At 48.3% G+C, this 21,443-nt stretch carries 1 protein-coding gene; it reads right to left on the reverse strand.

Annotation, left to right across the window (positions count from 1 at the left end; translation table 11 throughout):
• Positions 1–159: 159 nt before the first annotated feature.
• Positions 160–21,381 carry a hypothetical protein gene (locus tag DW922_RS10110; RefSeq protein WP_118726457.1) on the reverse strand — a complete coding sequence of 7,074 codons (21,222 nt, stop codon included), beginning with the start codon at positions 21,379–21,381 and terminating at the stop codon, positions 160–162.
• Positions 21,382–21,443 lie beyond the last annotated feature (62 nt).

A 21,443-nucleotide genomic window follows, 5' to 3' on the forward strand; every position in this document is an offset into this window, starting at 1 on the left:
TCTCCTTTGATCTTAGTTCTTCCTTTTATCCTGATGTATTATTATACCTGATTTACGGGTAAAATGCAAGAAAAGGGATCGCACCGCACGGGCACAATCCCTTTTCCGTGACAGCTGTTCACACACTGTGCAGACAGCCACATCATTTTACTGCTTCTGTTACGCGATCCACCGGCCATTCTCATCTACAGAATAGCCATCCGGAGTCTGTTCCTGACAGAACATGCTCCCTGCCGGATACTGCACGTGATCATACGGTGCAAAATAATACCATACGCCGTCAATCTGCTGCCATCCGGTGAGCATGGAGCCTTCACCCGGAAGCAGGTAGTACCAGCGTCCGCCGGATAAGATCCAGCCGGTCTGCATAATGCCTTCTTCGTTGAAGTACCACCACTTGCCGCCTCGGTACATCCAGCCGGTCTGACATCCGCCGGTCTGTTTTGCAAACTGCCAGGTTCCTGCCTCAGTCAGGATCCAGGTTCCCTGGGTTCCGCTCACAACCGGCCGTCTGTTGCCTCCGGATGACGGGAATCCAATCTTTGTGATATTTCCGCCCTTACTTGAAATATTGTAATGGGGAGTTGCAAAGATTTTTGTGTTTCCATCCTTATCGGTAATGGTGAAGGTGTAGCGGATAAAGGTATCATGGCCGGTTCCGCCTTCCAGGTAGAACGGAGCGCCGCTCATCCACAGATGCCAGGTGTTCTCTCCACCCTCGGTGGAAATATCCAGCTTATGCTGATTTCCTGCTCCCATCATGCCGCTCTGGGCCTCTCCGCCATTTCTGCCGGAGTAGTCGAAGGTGTACTCCATGTCTTCTTCATCCTCCACCGCTCCGCCCAGGATAAAGGTATCACTGCCATTTCCTGTTCGGATGATAGTCTCTGTCATAGTAGTTACTACGTTAATCCGGTTGTTTCCGCCCGGTACCAGAACAAACAAGCTGCCCGGGATCCGGCTGAACTGCAAGAGCGCACTGTTTGTGCCGCCTGCGATTTTCACGCGGTTTCCAAAGAGATCAATATGTTCGTCCTCTATGGTGGTGGTCAGCTTCACGCTGCCCGGGGTGCCTAACGTAAACTGCTGTTTCTCAGAAGAGCTTTCCATATCCAGGGAAATACCGGAAGTTTCACTCTCTGAAGTTGTCACATCCAGATTTCCGATCTGATCGGTCACGCGGACATTTACCTGATCTGCACCGGAAAGCTTCGTATTCTCCGCTTCCAGGCTTCCGCTGATATCCAGAGTACCTCCGCTTGTGCGGATTTCCACGGTATCACCGGCCTGCAGACGGTCTTTCACGCTGAGGCTTCCCTCATTCTCCAGAACCAGATTTCCGGCAATTGTTCCGGCAATCTCATTCACGCGGGTCTTTAAGTCTGCGTTGTCCGCTTTTACAACCAGGTGATCTGCTTTCACAGTTGTACCAGCAGACGTCAGGTTTCCGGATACTTCCAGTTCCATATCTGCTGCCTCTGCCTTACTCAGATTCAGGCTTCCCTGATTCTTTAAGTAAATATTCTCTGCCTCAAGCGCTGCGTTCTTTGTCTCTGTCAGAAGTACCTTATCCTTCGCGCCGATATTTCCATCTGCTCGGAGGGAAATCTCCTCTGCTGATACATTTACGCTGCCATCCTGATCCGGGATACCGTTTACGATATCTCCGGCAGCTGTCAGGGTGATCCGGTCATCTGCTTTCAGACTGCCAAGCTTCAGCATGCCTTCTGCCCTGCTGTCTTTTAACCAGATCTGACGGCCAGCCTCTGCATTTAAAACGCCTTCCGTCTCCGTGGTGATCCAGTGCTCTGAAGATCCAATATTTCCAATGTTTCCAGAATCATCGGCTTTCGCCGTCAGAGTAATATTGCTGCCCCGGAAGTTGGTCTGGTCTTCTTCCTCTTCTGCGAGGCCGTTTAACAGATCACCGCCGGTCACAGTAAAGGTGATGTCATTACGGTCATCCTCCGTGCCTGCTTCCACATGGCCGATGGTAAAGGTTCCATTCACATTTCCGGTAATGGTTCCGGTCGCGTAAATATTCACCTGTTTTCCAGCCGTCATATGATTCACCGTATAGTCGCCCTGTACATGGCTGGTAATGCTTCCGTTTTCTGCTTTGATGCTCTCAATAGCAGTGCTGCGATCCATGCGTAAGAAAATGTCACCGTTTGCGGAACTTAACTCGGCAATCGGGAGAATTCCTTCGGTTCCGATATCGTGAAGGTTGATGCTGCCGTTGGCCTTTACGATCAGCGCATTCTGTGCCGGATCCAGACTCTTATCTACGATCAGGTTAGTGGTCAGCGCTTTTTCATCCGTTCCAACAGTATCTGCTTCCAGAACAATGTTTCTGGCAGTGACATTAGCCTCAGTGTCCGTGTCTTCCAGACCATTTTCCATAGCTCCGGCTGTCTTAATCTTCACGTCACTGCTGTCAGAAGAAACTTTCTTCAGTTTCAAAATCTTGCTGCTATCCTGGATATACACGCCTGTCATGGTTTTCACCTGCAGTTCCAGTTCAGCCTCATTTCCATAACCTTTCACTTTCAGGTAACTGATGTCTTCCGCGATCTGCTCTGCGATCATATCCAGTTTCTTGGTTGTTGCATGAACATCATCGTTTCCAATACTTCCTGCAATTACCTTACCAGCTGCCTTAACCAGAATATGCTCCGGTGCAGTCAGCTGCTTCACAGTTACATTTTTCAGTGCTTCCAGCTCAATGCTCTTCTGTGCTGTCAGATGGTTTACTGTCATATCGTCCAGTACTTTCAGCCAGATACTCTCCGCTGCATCACCATCCAGTGTCGTTCCCTCTACCTTAAGCGTCCGGTCCGCGGTTCCGATAGAGCCATCCACTGCAGTCAGTTTCAGATTTTCGCCGGTCACATCTGCCTGATCTCCATCTTCAGTTCCGGTCATGCCATTTGCCGTGATCTGAATGTCGGATCCGGCTTTAACTCTGCCGATGGATAAGATTCCGCTCTCTGCTGTGTTGTCTAAGTAGATGCTTCCGTTTTCTGCGGCCGCAGTGATGGAGGTTACCTGGGTCTTTAATGGACTTTCTGCGGTTCCAATGCTGCCGTTTGTACTGCTTAAGTCAGCGTCTGCTGCGATCACAGTTGCTGCGGTGTTCTTGCCGATGATGCTGCCTGCTGTCTTAAAGACGATATTACCTGCCGCCTTTAACTGTCCCAGGTTTACATTTCCGGTCAGATCGGTCAGATAAATGCTGCTCCTATCTGACACTGCGCTGAGAGTGCTGTTTCCTGCTTCCACATTCATCACTTTATCGGTGTTTCCGATACTTCCTGTGGTTGCGTGAAGAAGGATGCTGGATGCGGTGATCGCTGCGGTAGTTCCGTCTGCTTCATTTGCAATACTTCCAGCTGTCAGGGAAACCGTACCGTTATTCCTGCTGCTTGTGATATTCTTCACATAGGCTGTGCCCTGCTGTGTTACATAGATATCACCCGTGGAAATGATTTCCATATTGCCGGAAATATTAGTTCTTAAGTTCTGATCTGCCGTTCCCACTGCACTGCTCTTTAAGATCCGAAGAGCGTCTGCCTTGATGTTGATGTCTGAGCCAAGTGCCTTCACTGCCTTGTCAGTGCTGATCTCTACCACACCATCGGAAGTGATAGAGCCAATGGCCAGCTCCCGGTCCTTTGCTTCAAGATAGATTGGTCCGGTGCTGTTTGCCGCAGTGTTGAATCCCTTCGTTCCAACCGATACACGAATCGGATCGGCGGAAGTACCAAAGTTCTTTGTTATCTGAACGGACATGCCAGCCGCGCTCAGATCCACACTCTGGTTTCCTTGTCTTGTTACAGTGCCGGCCACCAGAGTCAGATCATCACCAGCAGTGATGGTTTCCGTCAGATTGACGTCCACATCCGCATTGCCAAGACCGCGGATTTCTGCATCATTCCCGGCATTGATGCTTCCAAGATCATATGTGCCGAGACTGTCATACTCGTACTCAACGGTCTTACCCTGAGTCATATCAGTTATATCCTGGGTTTTCTCAACGGATTTTACCGTTACACCAACATACTGATTCTTCGTTTCATCATAGGTAATGTAATCATATTCCTTAATTACCGTTTCAGCTTTTACTACTTCATACTTCTTTGTATCCTTGTTGTAACGGATCTGATCATACTCACCTGCATCAGCACTTCCCTCTGCTGGTTTGTAAATCAAAGTGACCTCATCATCCACTAGCCAAAAGGTCTTCGAAAGCTGATCTGTGTAAGTTCCATCAGCCAATGTTTTCAGATACCGGATTGCATCGTCGCTTCCCAGTGTCATGGTCTGCGCCTGACCATTGATCACAACTTTTACCTCACCAGTAAAGTTGCCAGCTTCATCGGTCAGATACTCCGCTGACCGATCCAGTTTCTGATAGTTCACATTTCCATCCCTATCTGTGGTTACCAGATAATACTCAAAACCAGTGGTGTCATACCGCTCTTCTACATGTTTTCCATCTGCTGCCTGATATTCGGTTGTACATGCGGAATCTGTATAATACCTGGTCTTCCACTCACCATTGGCATCTAATTCCGTTTTCTCATACAATGTCTGAGAAATTTCCTGTACTGCCCTGGTGCTTGCTGACACAATATTCAATGCAGTATTCACAGATTCTGTGGTTGTATAGGTCTGTTTTCCAGTTACCGGATCTTCAACCAGAACACCAACCAGCAGCTTCGGCAGAGCCATGATCAGGCGTACATTCCTGCAGTTAACAGACTGAATCAGAGCCTTATCTACGTTTCTGATCTTCGCTGCTGCTGCGTTTGCTGCCTTCTCTGCTTCTGCTGTCGTTGTTCCCTGGACTTCAATATAGCGTTTCAGTCCAACCTGGAGATAAACATTGCCTGCTGCATCCACAATCAGTTCCGGACGTTTCAGACTATTATCATCATTGCCCGTTACAAACAGATTCACATGAAGCGGTCTGCCATCAGTTCCTACATTTTCAGCATTTTGAATATTGAGCTTTGCTACATCCAGTTTCGCATTATCTCCAAAGTATACGCTTCCTCGCTGTCCATTGAACAGAACATTTAAGACTGCTGTGTAATAGGAGAACCATCCATCAAAGGTTACATTCTTTCCGGTATTGGTTGTAATGGTTACTTCTGGCTGATTGGTGTTATCCACCACATCATCCATCACAAACCTGGAATAATCACTGCAAAGGATGGTGTACGCGCAGCTGTCTGCATCGTACTCTGCTAAAAGATCGATATTTTTCAAAATCAGATTCTTCGCAGAGTTGTTGGTAATATTTAATCTGGTGATCACATTGTTGCTGTGAATCTTCACGGTTCCGCTTACTTTGCCATAGAGTGACTCAATCTTTAAGCTTCCGTTTGCCTTGGAACTGAAAGATTTGATGATGACATTGTCACCATTCTTCTCATAGGTTACATCGCTGTTCGCAATATTTCCATTTTCCTCAATGACAATATTTACGTCCGCATTGTTTCCATAATAGATATTACCATTTAAGATTACGTTGTTTTCAGATTTGTATTCCCCGTTTTCCTTCTTATCGGTTGCACTCTGGAGAATCTTTTCTACTACAATCTCCTCTACCCAGGTGATGACCTTCACGATTGTCTTTGTAATCCACTTGACGATCTTATTCAGAGGCCACGGAAGCTTTTTACAAATCTTTTCGGAAACCTTTTCAATGACATTCTTGGTTCTGGTAACAGTCTGTTTGATAAATTCCGTTACCGTTTCTGCCTTATACTCTGCTTTCTTTGTATAAGACACTTCGCTCTCGCTCTTTGCTGCCGCGCCAATGGCGATATCCTTTGCGTTCATGGAAGAATCACTTCCGTAAATTTCTACATTGCCATAGACTTTTGTGTTATTGGTTGCTGTAGAAATGACAGAACCAGTACCGCCTGCGGTATAGCCATAGCTGTAAGCATTGGTATAAATATCATTGGTCGAAATTGCATACAGAGTCAGTGTCTGACCTGCGTGCAGCCTTACGTTGGTGCCAGTTACTTTTGCGTTTGCTGTCACATTTACCGTCGCGTTTGGCTTAGACTGGGTATTGATGATAGAACCCGTCTCGGAATATGCCGATGCATATGCGTAAATCCGGCCGATCACTGCCTGAATATCCAGGTTTTTCGCCGCTGACAACTCTGTGCAGCTTCCAAGATTGATCAGCGAATTGATGGTCATCCTGTTCACGACATCGGTGGAAATGTGGCTGAGGCCATCTACGGTAAATTTAATTCTGCCGTAAACCTTTGCCTCTGTATTGGTACTTGTTCCAATAAATACATCTCCGGACTTTGCATTCACTGACGCATGGCTGCCGGAAATTCCATTTAAGAACTCTGCCACTGCATTGGCTGTAGTGGTTGCCTCTGCCTTTACGTTGGTTCCTGCTGCCACTCCGCCAGCTCCGCCGTAAGCGGTTAAGTTGGAAGTAATGTCTTTCGCTGACGCATAAATCTTAATATTGCCCTTATTTGCCAGAATCGCGGACGGATAAATCTTAACCCGCACATCATCGGTCACATTCTGAACTGCCTTCGCGACACCTTTGGCAATGATTGCGCCTGCGATTGCAGTTGCGTAACCTTTATAAGAGTTATTGGATGCCGCGATGATCACGATTGCGTCACCATCCTGATCTGCATCGATTGCTGTCAGCTTGCTTCCGCTTCCCACTTCCGTGTAAGTCTGATTATTAACTGTGGTGTCATCGCTGACGTCATTGGCTGATCCGCCAAATGCTCCGGAAGATGCCGTCGCTGTGGTGTCTTTGTTGATGCTTGCGGCTGCCTGGATCAGGATATTCTGTGCGGTTATGGTACTTCCGGTTACTCTTGCAGTAGTCTTATTGGTAATCTTCGTGGTGATCTTAGTCAGACCGCCTGCCGCAAAGCCCGCTGCACTGTGTCCGGATGCAGTGCCATTTACATCATGCTCATCCTGTGCTACTGCAGATGCCGCTCCATTCGCTGTGATGGTACTGTTTGCAATCTCAGCTGTGGTTGTAATATCTTCTGTGATTTCCAGGTTCTGTGCAGTTCCGGCTGCCAGAAGTCCGCCTGCGGTTCCTTTGGCAGTTCCTTTTACGGTTCCGCTGTAATCTGCCAGAACGGAGACGTTTCTTGCTTTGGTAATGGTTGTTCCGGTGATTTGTGCAATAGTATTGAAGGTATTTTTAATCTTCACCACTACTCCACCCACTGCCGCGCCAACAGTTGCCGCTAAGCCTGCTCCGTTACCGGTTAAACTTCCGTTGGCTTTGCTGAGTACCAGGGCGTCCTCTGTCAGTGCCAGAGTTGCATTAGTTACTTCCGCGGTTGCACTGCCGTCTACGGTGATTTCCGAAGATGCACCGGAACCACTTACCAGACCACTGGCTGCTCCTGCATATGCATTGGATTCCAGCTTACCAGCATTGCTATAAGAGTTATTATCATTGACATTGAACAATGCCCGTACTCTTATATTCTTAGTCTGAATCTCACCGCCAGTAACCGATGCCAATACAACCGGTTTTACTGTCAGTCTGGCAATCGCCGCCTGAACAGATCCGCCTAATGCTGCTGACAAACCGTATGCATTTGCTGTTGCAGTTAAAATGCTGTTGCTCAGAATATCGTAAGAACCATTTTCTGCTGTTACATTGGCTCCACTGACCACTTTTGTTGTGCTCTCTACATCTACAAATGCAAGAGTCACGGAGCCTGTTGCCCCATAACCAACACCTGCCGCTGTAGTGTTTGCTGTAGAAGTAATATCCTGATATGCATTCAGTTTCACATTGCCCTTTGCAGACACAAGCCTGCTGCCGCTTTGTGATTCTACGATGGTTGCTCCGGTTACTTTTAATCTGGCTGCTGCCATTCCAGCGGATGCCCATCCACCGGCATAACCGTCTGCTGTCGGATTTGCATTGATGATTAACTGTGCTAATACATGAACTCCGGATTCTCCATTTACAGAACCGATGCTTCCGATCAGAACCTTCGTTGTTCCGGTCACATCCATGTAAGCCACGGCTGCGCCCAGTCCGATGACTCCTGCTGCGGAACCTGCTGCCGCCTTAAAGGCATTGCTGGTAATCTGGTTCTCTGCATTAATGGTTACGGTGCCGCTTGCATTGATGATTCCATTGATCTCTGCCTGAACCGTGCCATTTAAGATTGCGATAGCCACCGCACCGCCTGCTGCCAAACCACCTCCAGATACAGAACCTACATATGCAGTTACTGTGGTTGTTTCTGCTGCTTTGATCTTGGCGTTACCTGTCAGGGTAATCACAGTTCCGGAACCGATTCTTGCCGTTGTTGCATTGGCAGTTTCGCCTGTGAAGTAGCCTGTGATATCCAGTTTTAAGTTCTCGCCAGTTAAACCATTGGCATTTTGCAGAGCCTCGTTGATGCTGCTCTGGCTATTGGAACTTACATCATTCTTATCATTCCGCTTCATAGCCGTCTTTGCATCATCACTCTGCTTGCTGCCAACCAGAATTACCAGTACACTGCCGGATACAGCGCCGACACCTGCGGAACCTGCAGCTACATAAGACGTAATGTCCCGTTTAGAGTCTGCTGTCAGATTCAGGTTCGCTGCTGTAATATTGCCGTTTGTTCCAATCTCTGCCAGAACGGTATTCTTGAAGATCAGAACTGCTGCTGCACCGCCCACAGCTTTTCCACCGCCGGATACGGTACCTGCTGTCATGTCAATGGTTACAATATCTTCTGCCTGAACGGTTAAATCACCGCTCAGATTGATGGTTACGTTGTTTCCGATTCTTGCGGTTGTATCTGCATTGGCAATGATCAGGATCAGAGATCCACCCACTGCGGTGCTTCCGCCAGTTGCTGCTGCCACCACACCGGTGATGGTCTCTTGGGACTGTGCATTCACATTCAGAGAACCGGCTTGGATGGATGTGCCATCCAGCACTTCCGCCTTGGTATGGCTCTTGAAGATGATGCTTGCTCCTGCACCGCCCACTGCGACTGCGCTGACAGATACGGATGCCGCGTCGGAAGTCATGTACTGCCGGTTGATGGCTTTTACATTGACTGCTGCTGTACCTGCCTCCATGGTTCCGCCAAGCTGGCTGGTTACGGTATTCTCTGTGTAGAGAACGGACGCGCTTCCCGCGCCGCCTGCCAGACCGCCTGCCAAGCTGGTTGTCAGAAGGAATATATTGTTATCGCTGACTGCCAGGACGTCAACCCCACCCGGTGCATAAACCGTACCATTTAAGATGGCCTCTACAGTCTTCTTTAAATAAGTCACTACAATGGTTCCAGTTGCTCCTGCGATACCGACTGCCGCACCACCGGCTGCCGTGTCACTCTCCGTAGAGTCCATGGCAATGACCTTCACACTGGAACTCTGTGTTGCATGTTTCCGGCTGTTCTGATTGATTCTCGCTCCGTTATCTACTTTTGCCCGTACTACCGTATTGGATACAACTGTGGTAGAAGCAATGGATCCCGCTGCGCCAGTACCTGCAGAACCAGACGCAGTGATTGCCATCAGATTATTGGTGTTAAATGCTCCGATGAGAACGCCGTACTGAGGCGCTTTCTTGCGGTTTCTCTTCCGGTCGCCATCATTGCCATCTAACTCGCCGGTATAGAAAGTAATACCTGTCGTTCCATAAGCATTTAACTGAGCCAGTTTTCCAACCAATGCCTGAACCGTATTGCTTGCTTTCACAACCGCTACACCTGCCGCGCCGCTGACGGATACTCCGGTTGCGCTGATGGCAGTATTGGCTGATCCTGCAATCACATACAGATTCTGGTTATCTTCTGCCCAGATTGCGATACTGCCGTTTGCAGTCAGAATGGTAGCTGCAGTATTGGCTTTCACCTCTGCTGTAGTCTCATTCTTTATGATGATCGTAGAAACTGCTCCGTTCACAGCACCTGTTGGTGTTGCACCAACTGCCGCACCGGCACTGACTACGACTACCACATAGGCTTCATCACTGATTGCCTTGATGATGATATTTCTTCCGCTGGTTAACTGTGCGCCTTCATCTACATAGGCGCTGGTCACCTTCTGGAAGGTAATGGTGTCGTTGGAGATGCCTGCACTGACTGTGACGCTGGCAGCTATATTACCTGCCACATCCTGAATGGAAGTGGTATCCACTGCGATCACCAGAATATCACCATTGTTCTTTGTTGTAACTTTGGCATTCTTTCCGATCCATGCTTTGGTCTCACTGCCAAATACTAATACATTGACAGAACCAACTACCGATACGGCTCCGCTTGCTGCTCCGCTGACTACCCAGCTGCGGATCTTCTGGGAAGATTTCGCACCTACTAAAACACCAGACTGAGCAGACTCATTAGACTTAGAAGACACATAATCGGTCGTCGTATCCTTATCATTTAAGTTCTTATAATTCTTATTTACATCAGAAATTGTTGTGCCGTCTGCAAAGTTTACATTTCCTCTGTTTGCATTGGCAGTAACGACTGCTCCATCACCAATATAAGAATGTGTCTTGTTAGAGAAAACAATCACATTGGTAGCCACACCAATTCCTGCTGCGCCACCGCCGCTTACGCTTCCGTTGATCACCCGGATGTCCTGAGCACTTTCTGCCAGAACGATCACGTTGCCATCTGCGTATACGTTTGCATTCGGTGCGATATAAGCAGCTGCCTGCTCGCCAACTTTGATGACTGTAATGGTTCCTGCCACGGATGCAGAACCAGCTGCACCACCGCCGCTGGAAATGAAGTTCGGAATCTCTAAAATATTCTGTGCGTGAACTTTGACATTTCCTTTATCAGCTCTTACCGTACCGCCAAGTCTTGCCTCTGCTGTGCCGTTGATGATCGCCAGATTCATGGAGATACCAACGGATGCTGTGCCGCTTCCGCCTGCTGCTCCTGCAATTGCGTCTAACTTTGTCTTTTCTGTTGCTTCTACAGTAACATCGCCGTCTGTTGCGGTTGTGGAACCACCATCGCCAATGCCTGCATATGTCTCATCATCTACAGAAGCACTGGTAAAGTATCCGCTGATCAGAGACTTGTTCTCTTCTTTCAGTCCGTTGATGATGCTATTTGCCTCATCCACATACTGATTATTCTGGTCGCCAGCGCCAACTGTCTGACCATAACCATGATTTACTGCCGCCTGGCCACGCTTTGATGCTTCATCACTTGCTTTGTCAGAAGAATTACCGCCGCCGTTTGTATTGGCCTTGTTGGCGTCGCTGTCTGTAGTTGCAGCGCCAATGGAAAGTACCAGAATGCTTCCGTTGACACTTGCAGTTCCGCCTGCGCCTGCCATGACAGCTTTCGCTGTAATGCCGCGGTCTGACGCTGCCTGAACTAAGATTGCCTTTGCAAGCACTGTACAATTGTTGCCAATCATTGCAGTTACGGTATTGCGGTAAATCGCAACTTCAATCGCTGCTCCGATTGCCGCAGTTCCGCCAACAGTTACATTACCTGTCTTCAAATTCAGGCTGGTTGCATCTTCTGCTTTTACTGTGATCGTTCCATTCTCTGCTTTCAGAGTACATCCGTTTCCAACAATTGCCTGTGTGGTCACATTCATGACTAACACTGCGAAGGAACCGTTCACGGCTGCTGTTCCGCCTGCGCCCGCACCAATCACCGTCATATCGATGGTTTCTTTGGATACTGCACAGATCAGAATATCGCCACTTGCTGCAATTAAGGTTGCACCTGGACGAACCTCTGCAAGAGTTTTGCCCTTGAATACGATGGTTCCCACCGATGCGCCTGCTGCCGCCGTTCCGCCGCCCTGAATGGATGTTGCGGAAAGCTGCAGGTACTGATTGGACTCTGCCTGAATGGTAATAGTTCCAGCTTTTAAGGTTCCGCCAACACTTGCGGTTGTAGTATCCTGAAGAACGATAACCGATACGGTTGCTCCCACACCGGCAGTTCCGCCTGCTGCCGCGCCAATGACATTTGCGTAAATCTGATTATCGGAATGAGCCAGAACTACAATTGCATTTTCTGCAAAGATCTGTACTCCATCACCAATTCTTGCTGTGGTTTCTTTAATTCCTGTGTAGACAACCACTGCACCGGAGACACCTGCTGTTCCGCCGCCTGACGCCGCACCACCCGAGACACTTTCTACGGTGTCATTGGATGCGATGACATAAACGCTGGACTTCTGATTTGCTCCCACGCGATTGCCCTGGTTGATCTTCGCATTAGAATTGATAACCGCCTGGGCTTTCGCCTTTTCTACTACGGTTACTGTTGCAATGCCGACACCTGCGCTGGATCCGCCTGCTCCGGTAACTGCGATCGCGTGAATATTGGTTGTGTTGAAAGCACCAATGATGATGCCGTTGATGGTCATCTGGTTATGTTTTCCGCGTCTGGAAACCACATTGCCGCTGGTGCTGTCTGTTGTAATTGTCAGCTTGCCAAAATTACCGCTGACACTGTTCTTGCCAAGAGCATCCAGTGCAGCGCCAATTCCAGCTTCTGCCCATGTTCTGTGAGTATCCGTAATCACAATCACACCTGCACCAACACCTGCGCTTCCAGCGCTGATTGCTGCAGAACCTGCTCCGGAGAGGATGGTCTGCTCTGCTTCTGCGGTTACCTGGATACTGCCATCTGCAGAAATCACAGTTCCTGATGCGTCTGCGTTCTCATTGTTACTGTCTGGAGTTCCGATCAGCGCGAATACGTTCTGTTTTGCTACAATCACTGCTACAGAACCATTCACTGCCGCACTGGAACCACCGGCAGCTCCGATCACCAGATCCACCAGAGTATCATCACTCTTTGCAGAAACGATCACGTTGCCGCTATTGCTGGTGGTAATCTTTGTTCCCTTGCCAACACCTGCGTAAATCAGTCCCTGATATACGATAGTATCGATGGAAGCTCCAACAGCTGCACCACTGGTAGATAATCCCAGGCTGCCAACGATATCAATGATATCGGTACTGCCCAGAGCAATGATCTGTACATCGCCGTTGGCATTGATCACGGAATTCTTACCAACCGCTGACTTCACCGTGTCCCCGACAACTACCACTGCTGCAGAACCGGTTACCGTTGTTCCGCCTGCGGATACGCCGCCGCTGATGACGATGTTGATAAATTTCTTATCTGATGCTGCTGTTACAGCTACATTGTTTCCATAGATCGTTGCATGGTCACCAATCAGTGCCTGAGTCTTTCCATCTGCAATCACATCTGCATTGGAAAGTCCAACTGCTGCACCGCTTGCAGAACCGGCAAATCCGCCAGCCAGAACCACGTTGATCATGGAATCTTTCGCTGATACAGTTACATTGCCGCGGCTATTTGCGTTACCGATCTGTGTATAATCGCCAATCTTCGCCATAACATCGTTGCTGATGACGATGACGCCGATGGAACCAGATACAGATGCGCTCTTGCCGCCGCCTAAACCAATGACAAAAATATAATTCTTTTCTGTCGCATCTGCACTTACAGTCAATCCGCCAGGAGCGATAATCGCTGCATAATCACTGCTGGTTCCGTCTGCGATCTCTGCCAGAACCTTCTTTAAGAATACGTTCACCTGTACAGAACCGCCGACACCGGATTTTCCGCTGCTGATTGCCGCGCCGCCGGAAACGATCACGATGACAGTCTTGCTGTTTGCAGTTACAGACATCGCATTGACGTTATAAGTTCCGGTTCCAGCTCTTGCAACGGTACTGCCCCTGATCACATTGACTGCCGGGCTGACTGCTGCTGCCACACCATTGCTTCCAGCTGCCGCTCCATTGACGATCACTGCCACGATGGTCTCTTCGCTGTCTGCACTTACGGTTAAGTTTCCGCCAGCCGTAATGTTTGCGCCATTGCCAATCTGTGCCAGAGTATTGGTATTGACCACGATCACGCTGACAGAAGCACCGATTCCGTGTCCGCCAGATGCCGCGATACCGCCGGTAATTCCGGTATAGCCAAGTCTGGATGCTGCGGTTAATTTTACGTTACCCTTCGTTTTAATGGTTGCGTTTTTGCCAATCTCTGCGGTTACGTTGTTTCCATTTACGAAAATGTTAACCACACCTTCTCCCGCAGCCTGTGTTCCATTGCCTGACTTAGAAGAAGAAGCCGCTGCTGCTACCAGAATCGAAGTCAGATCCAGTTCACCGGATGCGCTGATAGTCACATCGCCATTGCATGCCCCATCGTTTGCACCAGTAACCTTAGAATCTTCACCAAGTCCTGTATAGACTTCAGAATTATGAATGATGGTATTGATGCCAACACCGGCACTCTTGCTGCCGCCATATGCCACGGAACCTGCGATGGTCACTGCATTTACTTTGGAAGCTGCTTTGACGGTCAGACCATCGGTCAGAATCAAAGTTACATTCTTGCCAACCAGTGCTGCCACATAATCATTGATCACCAGAACCGTAAAGGAACCTGCTCCGGTAAATTTTGTATTCTCAGCAGAAGCTGCTCCGCCGACGGCTTCCAGGTAGTAGTTATTATTGGAAAGAAGATTCCAGAGATCCTTTACTACACTGGCAAGATCAGATAATTTCAGGTCTTCAGAACTCTGTGCATCATCGGTTGTATTGATCTCAACCTTGCCATCTTTGATCTGGGTGGAGCCAGTTTTGATCACGCCGTTGATCTTGATGTTTCCGCCAATATCATCAGCCTTGGCACTTACCTGCTGTTTCTCTGCCTTGACCAGAAGACTCTTTGCTGTGATCTGCGCATTGTCACCGATCTCTGCAGTTGTCTTGTTGTTCACATAGATCATGGCATAAGATGCGCCAATTCCTGCTGTTGTAGAACCACCTGCGGATTCGCTGGTCTTTCCGCTGCCGTTCTGCTCATTGAACTTGCTGCTGGTTACAGATGCGCCCCATGCCCGGGCTGCCAGTTTGCTCTGCTCAATGGCTTCTACTGTTACATCGCCATCGGAATAAATTACTGCATTATTTCCAGCTTTTGCAATTGTTTCTGCATTCGATACAATCAGTGCTACCGCGCCTGCCGCTGCCGCACCACCAGCTGCAGAACCATTTGCTGCTCCGGCAATGGCTTCTGCACCAAGTCTGGTCCTGTAATCCTCATCCATATTGTGTCTGGTGATTGCCCGGATCAGCACATTGCCAACTTTCGTATTCTGAGTTTCATCACCCAGATTGCCAGTTAATTCTGCTAAAGTCTTACTGTTATTGATCACCACTGCCACACCAAGAGCAATGGAGGTTTTCTTAGAAACGGCCGCTCCGGTTGCCAGCATCTCAAAGTTGTCAAGGTTCTCTGCTTTGATGGTAACTGTTTTAGCCTTCTTCACAGTACCGGATACTCTTGCGCTTACATCGTGGGATACGATGGAAACGCCGACTGCTGCTGCCACGGATACCGGATTTTCCTGATTGTTTGTGGTTCCGGTCTTGCCGTTCTGAGCATCCTTCTTTGCATTTGCCGCATTGGCTGCATTCGTTCCTGTAGTGTCGGTTGAACCACTGTCCACAGAATGCTCGGAAGTCTTCACATCTGCTGCCGCCAGGACTTTGTTGGAAAGACTGGTATCAGAACTGGTCTTGTTCTTATCCTCAGCGTTCAGCTTGCTGTCGATCTTCTCGTTTACTTTATTATCAGAAGAAGTATTGCTCTTTCCAGAGTTGTTATTGTTTTTCTTAAATGCTGAACCATCTAATATAGAAGCAATGGTTGCATTGTACTTCTTCTCGTAACGGGATAAATCTACACCAGACGCCGTTGCGTACGCTTTTGCCAGATCCTGTGCTTTGGCAATGGCATGTACGGTAAAGTTTCCGCCAACCGATGCAGTTCCTGCCAGAAGTGCGCTGACTTTCTCTGCCACCAGGTTTACGGCTACGGAGGCACCGACTGCTGCGTTCTTCGCTTCCGCATCGCCCTTTGCGGTGGTCTCCGTCTTAGAGACACTCTCTGCATAAATATCCAGATTACCATCATCGGTATCTGCATTGCTTCCGCTGCTGATCTCTGCGTTTGCATTGCTGCTTACCAGAGATACAGAAACTGCTGCGTCCAGGGAATCATACTTTCTGTCAGCCTTATCAGAAGAACTTCCAGAAGTACTATTGCCATCGGCATCTTCGTATGCATCATTACCAGCTTCCACATAAGTCTCAATCTCACTGTTGATCACAGATTTCACAGCGAAATTGCCTGCTGTTTTAATGTTTCCGCCTGCAACTTTTGCTTCTGCCGTTGTGTCCGCAATGGTCAGTCCGAAGGACGCGCCTACGCCAACACTCTTATCACTTCCGCCAGAGCTGCTTCCGCTATTGCTGCCGTTTCCGGTACTGCCGCTGTTTCCGGTGCTGCCGCTGTTTCCAGATTCTGCTCCCTGAAGGTCTGCGCTTGCGCCTGCCTTGGTGGTAATCTTCTGGTTTACTTTTGCTGTCACACTGCTCTCCTGACTTCCTTCTGCTGTCAGGTTTCCATTTACATTTGCAGTGTAGGCAGTATTGAAAATATTGATTGCAGCCGCTCCGGCTACACCTACGTTGGAAGCACCTGCACCGGAGATACTGATCACTTCGATGGTATTGGCTGTTTCTTTTCCGCTACTATCAGTCGGCATTCCTGCACGAACCAGGAAATAACCGGTCTTGTGGCTTCCTGAAATTTCTGCCCGGTTCACTAAATTGCCGACCAGAATTGCTACGCTGACGCCTACACCATTGGTGCTTAAAGTGGAAGATGCATTGGCTTTCACAGTTACATTGTTGTGTGCCAGGGCAATCACTTCCAGCTTACCACTGGAAACTGTATCTGCTTTGACACTGGCTACAGTTTCATCATTCCATACTTCCACTGCCACAGCCGCCGCTGCGGTTACTTTTCCTTCGGTGGTCTCTGCGGACTGTGGAGTCTTGGACTCTGTCTCAGAGATTCCATCCGTACCGGAACCGACTTTTTTGCCGCTTGCCAGTGCCTTGTTCACCAGATTATCCGGCGATTGCGGATCACTGTCATCACTGCTATCAGAATTGCTGTCATCTTCACTCGGTGCATCTGCTCCATTGGCACCGGCAATGCTGATGGTCTCTGCCGAGTTTCCGCTTTCTGCTTTTACACTGATGTCATTTGCACCTGTCACTGTACGGTTCATGTACGCATACTGATGAAGCTTTCCTGCGGATACGGTCACGGCTCCGCCCACTGCCACGCTGCAGCCTGCAGCCTTTCCGCTGGCCCTGGTGGATTTCTTCTTATTTGATTTTGCGTAGACCGTCAGATTTCCGACCAGTGCGACTGGCTGACTGTTCGCTGCAACCTTTGCTCTTGTGGTTCCATTTAAAATGTTTACTGCAACCACCGGAACGATTGCCTTGCCTCCGGCTGCTCCGGCAATGGCTTCCACAGTAATCTCACCCTCAGATTCTGCTTTCACGGTCAAGGAGTTAAACTTGTTGCTGTTTCCTGTTCCGTTTACTACTGTCGTCTCTTCCAGATCTGCGGTTGTAGTATTGCTGACTACACCAACACCAATTGCAGTTCCGACACCGGTGGACTTTGCAAATTCTTTCTGGGAATCATCGGATCCGGCTTTTGTTGCTGCGTTGCTCTTACTGCTCGCTGCAATAGAAAGATCTCTTCCTATATTAATAGTCGCCTTGCTGATGTAGGCATTTGTAATGTCATTTACTACATTTACTGAAATAGCCCCACCCAGTCCAAAATTGCCTGAGTTGAATCCTGCTGTTGTACTTACAGAAGACAGATTATCGTAGGTCCTGTTTTCTGTTTTTGTTGTTCCATTTTCATCCACTTCTACCAGAATACTCTGTTCACCTGTAACTGCCGCAACCGTAAGATCATTTGCGTTGATCGTTGCATTTGAAATGTAAGCTTCGTTGTGATTATTCACAACACCAACTCCGATTGCCACACCTGCAGAAATATTAGTTCCATTCTTTCCGGAGGTATCACCATTGGCTTTCATAGTGATCAGCTGCTTTAAGCCTTTTACTCCATTGGTGTTGTTTGCTGTTAAAGTAATATACATGGTATATACTTTGTAAGTAGTTCCATTTTTTGTTTCATCCGTAACTGTGATTCCTGTCATATCCTTCGGAGCAAAACCGAAACTTCCCGGAAGTTTGAATACCAGCTTGTATTTTCCTGCTGTTAATTGCTGATTTTCATTTATTGACTGGTCTTCATTCTGTGTGGCTCCGTTTGTAAATTTAATCAGTCCGTCTTTGTCCAGGAATGTCTGATTATATGGATTGCCGGTATCTGTCTGACCGTCCTGTGTTACTTTCGTCAGAGTTGCCGTTACCGGAAGTGTAGTAGAACCATCTTCTGTCACTGCCGCAAACCGGAATTCATTATCCTTCGCATCATCCTCTAATCCGCTTGGAATGGTACAAGCATCTGCAACCGTTGTATTATTGGAAACTGCGTTTGCGAGCACTTCTACTTTTCCGCCGGCATTAATTGTGCCTGTTGTTGTAATAGATGCTTCATTTGTGGAATTTACAATTGTTACTGCGATTGCTCCAACCAGCTGATTTTTAGTATTACTTGTCTTTGCCAGTTTCACAATTCCGTTATACCCTTTTCCGGAAGCAATCTCGATTACCTGATCTGCCGGAACTGCATAACCACTCGGTACAATGATGGTTATGGTATAGGAACCATTCGCAAACTCCGTTCCTTCATAAACATTACTCTTATCCAGTGTCCAGAGTCTTGGAGCTGATGCAGTCCCTTCGTTTGGCGTAATCTTTACGGTAACGCCTGTTACATTCCTTCCAGCTGTATCTTGGAAGGTAAGTTTGATTTTATTGCTGATTTCTGCTTCTGCTTCTTCAAAAAGGCTTCCCACTCCGCTGTCTTCGCCGCTGGCTGTTTCCAGAGACTCGCTTAACTTGCCTTCTACTTCATCTTTGTGGAACCAGCTGCTGATCTTCGTCTTGGCATCAGAAGCCATCTCGCTGCCCTTCTGTTTCAATCTGGTAGTCAGCTGAATGTTCTCCAGGGAGTTGTTTATGATTCCAAGGATCGTATTCAGGGCTGTTTCCTTTACAGAAGAATTTTTCTCCTCCGACTTTACAGATTTTACAGTGGTGCCGTTCACTCCGTGCTGCGTGGAGGAAACCTTCAGGTTGCGTACTTTTGTTACATTGACATTTCCGCCAATATTTGCCATGGTGTCATAATTGATCACTGACACACCTGCAAATGCTCCGCTCTGGCTGGAATTCGTTTTCTTTCCCAGCGCATTGCTTGTTGCTGCTGCATTGCTCTCTGCTGTCAGAATCAGGTCACCGCCTGCAGAAATGTTATTCCCATTTGTACTGTCAATACTTACTTTGGTAATTCCACCAATAACAGAAACGCCAACTGCAATATTTCCTACTTTTGCATCTGCATTTACATCCGATTTGATCACGGATTTTGCTGTCATCTCAATGTTTTTGGTGGATGTGAAATCACTGTTCTTTACCAGAACTGCTGAAGAAACATTCGCTACATTGACTGCCACTCCAATGCCAACACTCTTCGTGCTCATGGTCAGATCATTCATAGAAGATAAGGTGATCGTATCTGCGGTAAAACTGCAATCCTCAATCTCAATGATGGTCTCGATATTTTTTACATTTGCCAGGTATCCGTCAATATCCTCAATCTCGCCATTGACGGATGACCATACGCCTGAATCACTGGTATCTGCATCGGCCTCTTGTCCTGCCGATGTACTGTCCGCCGCTGAAGATGCTTTGTTCGTCGCCGTGATAGTAATTTCAGACCCCTTATCGTCCGTATCACCACTGGCGACAATCGTCATATTTTTTATGCCAGCATATATCGTATCCGAATCATACACCTTCTTCACCACATTCAGAAATACATCCCCCGCTGTGGCAGAGCCGGTATCCTGAGCGGTAAGTTTCAGTTCTTTGACTTTCAGCGTCACGTTCTGACTCGGCTTCAATTCAATCTGCTTAGCAATCAGTTCCATAATGGCTGTTGCCAGATCCAGGACTTTATTCTTTATATTCACTGGATCCCGGAAGCTGATCTTCGTCTTTGAAGCGATCTTTACTGAGGTGATGTTTGCATTCGTGTAGGCGGTTTTCTTTGTTGCTGCCCCATTCTTGACGATAACGGTCAGCTTTGAGTTATCACCGATGGAAATTTCAATGGCTTCATCACTTCTGACATCAATTGCCGTAGAGTTTGCATCCTCTACTTCCAGCTCATTCGCTGCCTGCACTGCAGGAGCTGCTTTCGGAGCCGCCGCCTGTGCTGCAATCTCCTGCTTCTGCTCTTCCGGTATCTCTGCGGCAGGTGATTCTTCAGTCTCAGGTGATTCCGGCTGTTCCTCACCGATCGCGCCTGACTCTGCCTGACTGGCTTCTGAAATTTCTGCACCGGTGCCGGATGATCCTGCGCTGCCTCCTGAAGAGCCGGAACCTCCGCCGGATGTTCCTGCGTTTTCTCCAGTATCCGCTGCGTCTGTTTCAAATGCTCCAGTATTGCTGTTCTGGCCTTCTCCAGTCATTTCACCGTCCTGCTGAACATTTCCAGTGTCTGCACGGTTCTTATCATCAGAATCTGCACTGGAATTCACGCCGTCATCTGAAACGCTTCCCTGCTCAGGGTTCTGTACATTTCCAGAACCTGTTCCAAGTCCAGGATTGCCTTTGTCTGCGGAATTTTTATCATCTTCAGAATCATTGCCTGTCTCAGAATTATTGCCTGTTTCAGATCCGCTGCCGGACTGATTTCCGGATTCAGATCCTTTTGGGGAATCAGTTTCCGAATCGTTTCCATCCTCGGAATTTCCGCTGTTATTTTCTGAGTTATCTCCGTCCCCAGAACTTTCGCCGTCATTTTCTGAGCTGTCCTTGCTCTCAGAATTCCCACTGTTACTTTCCGAACTGCTTCCGCTCTCAGAGTTTCCGCTGCCATCTTCCGAACTGCTTCCGCTCTCAGAACCGCTGCTTCCGGAACTGCTTTCTCCAGATGAGCTGTCTCCGCTTTCACTGGAATTTCCTCCAGCTTCGCTTCCTCCAGAACTGCCTCCGGCCTCAGAGTTTCCGCCACCGCTGGAGCTGTCTCCGCTTTCAGAAGCGCCGCCTCCACCGGATCCGCCTCCGCCCGAACTGTCACCGGCCTCAAAGCTTCCGCCGCCAGAATCTGCGCTGTCTCCGACCGCAGCATCCTGACTGCTTTCATAGCCGGAATCTGCAGTGCCGCCGGCCGCATAAGAAACCGATGTCCCTGTAACTGCCATACACAGTCCCAGAACCGCGATCATTCCTTTTGCCCGTTTCATGGTCTTTCGGTACTCTAACATTGCCTTTTCCTGTATACCCATAGATTCGCCATTCCTTTCTAAACGTAACTGACTCGTCCTTTTCACTATATGTATCCGTAGCT

The sequence above is a fragment of the Clostridium sp. AM42-4 genome, from assembly GCF_003480105.1.
GTDB lineage: Bacteria > Bacillota > Clostridia > Lachnospirales > Lachnospiraceae > Brotaphodocola.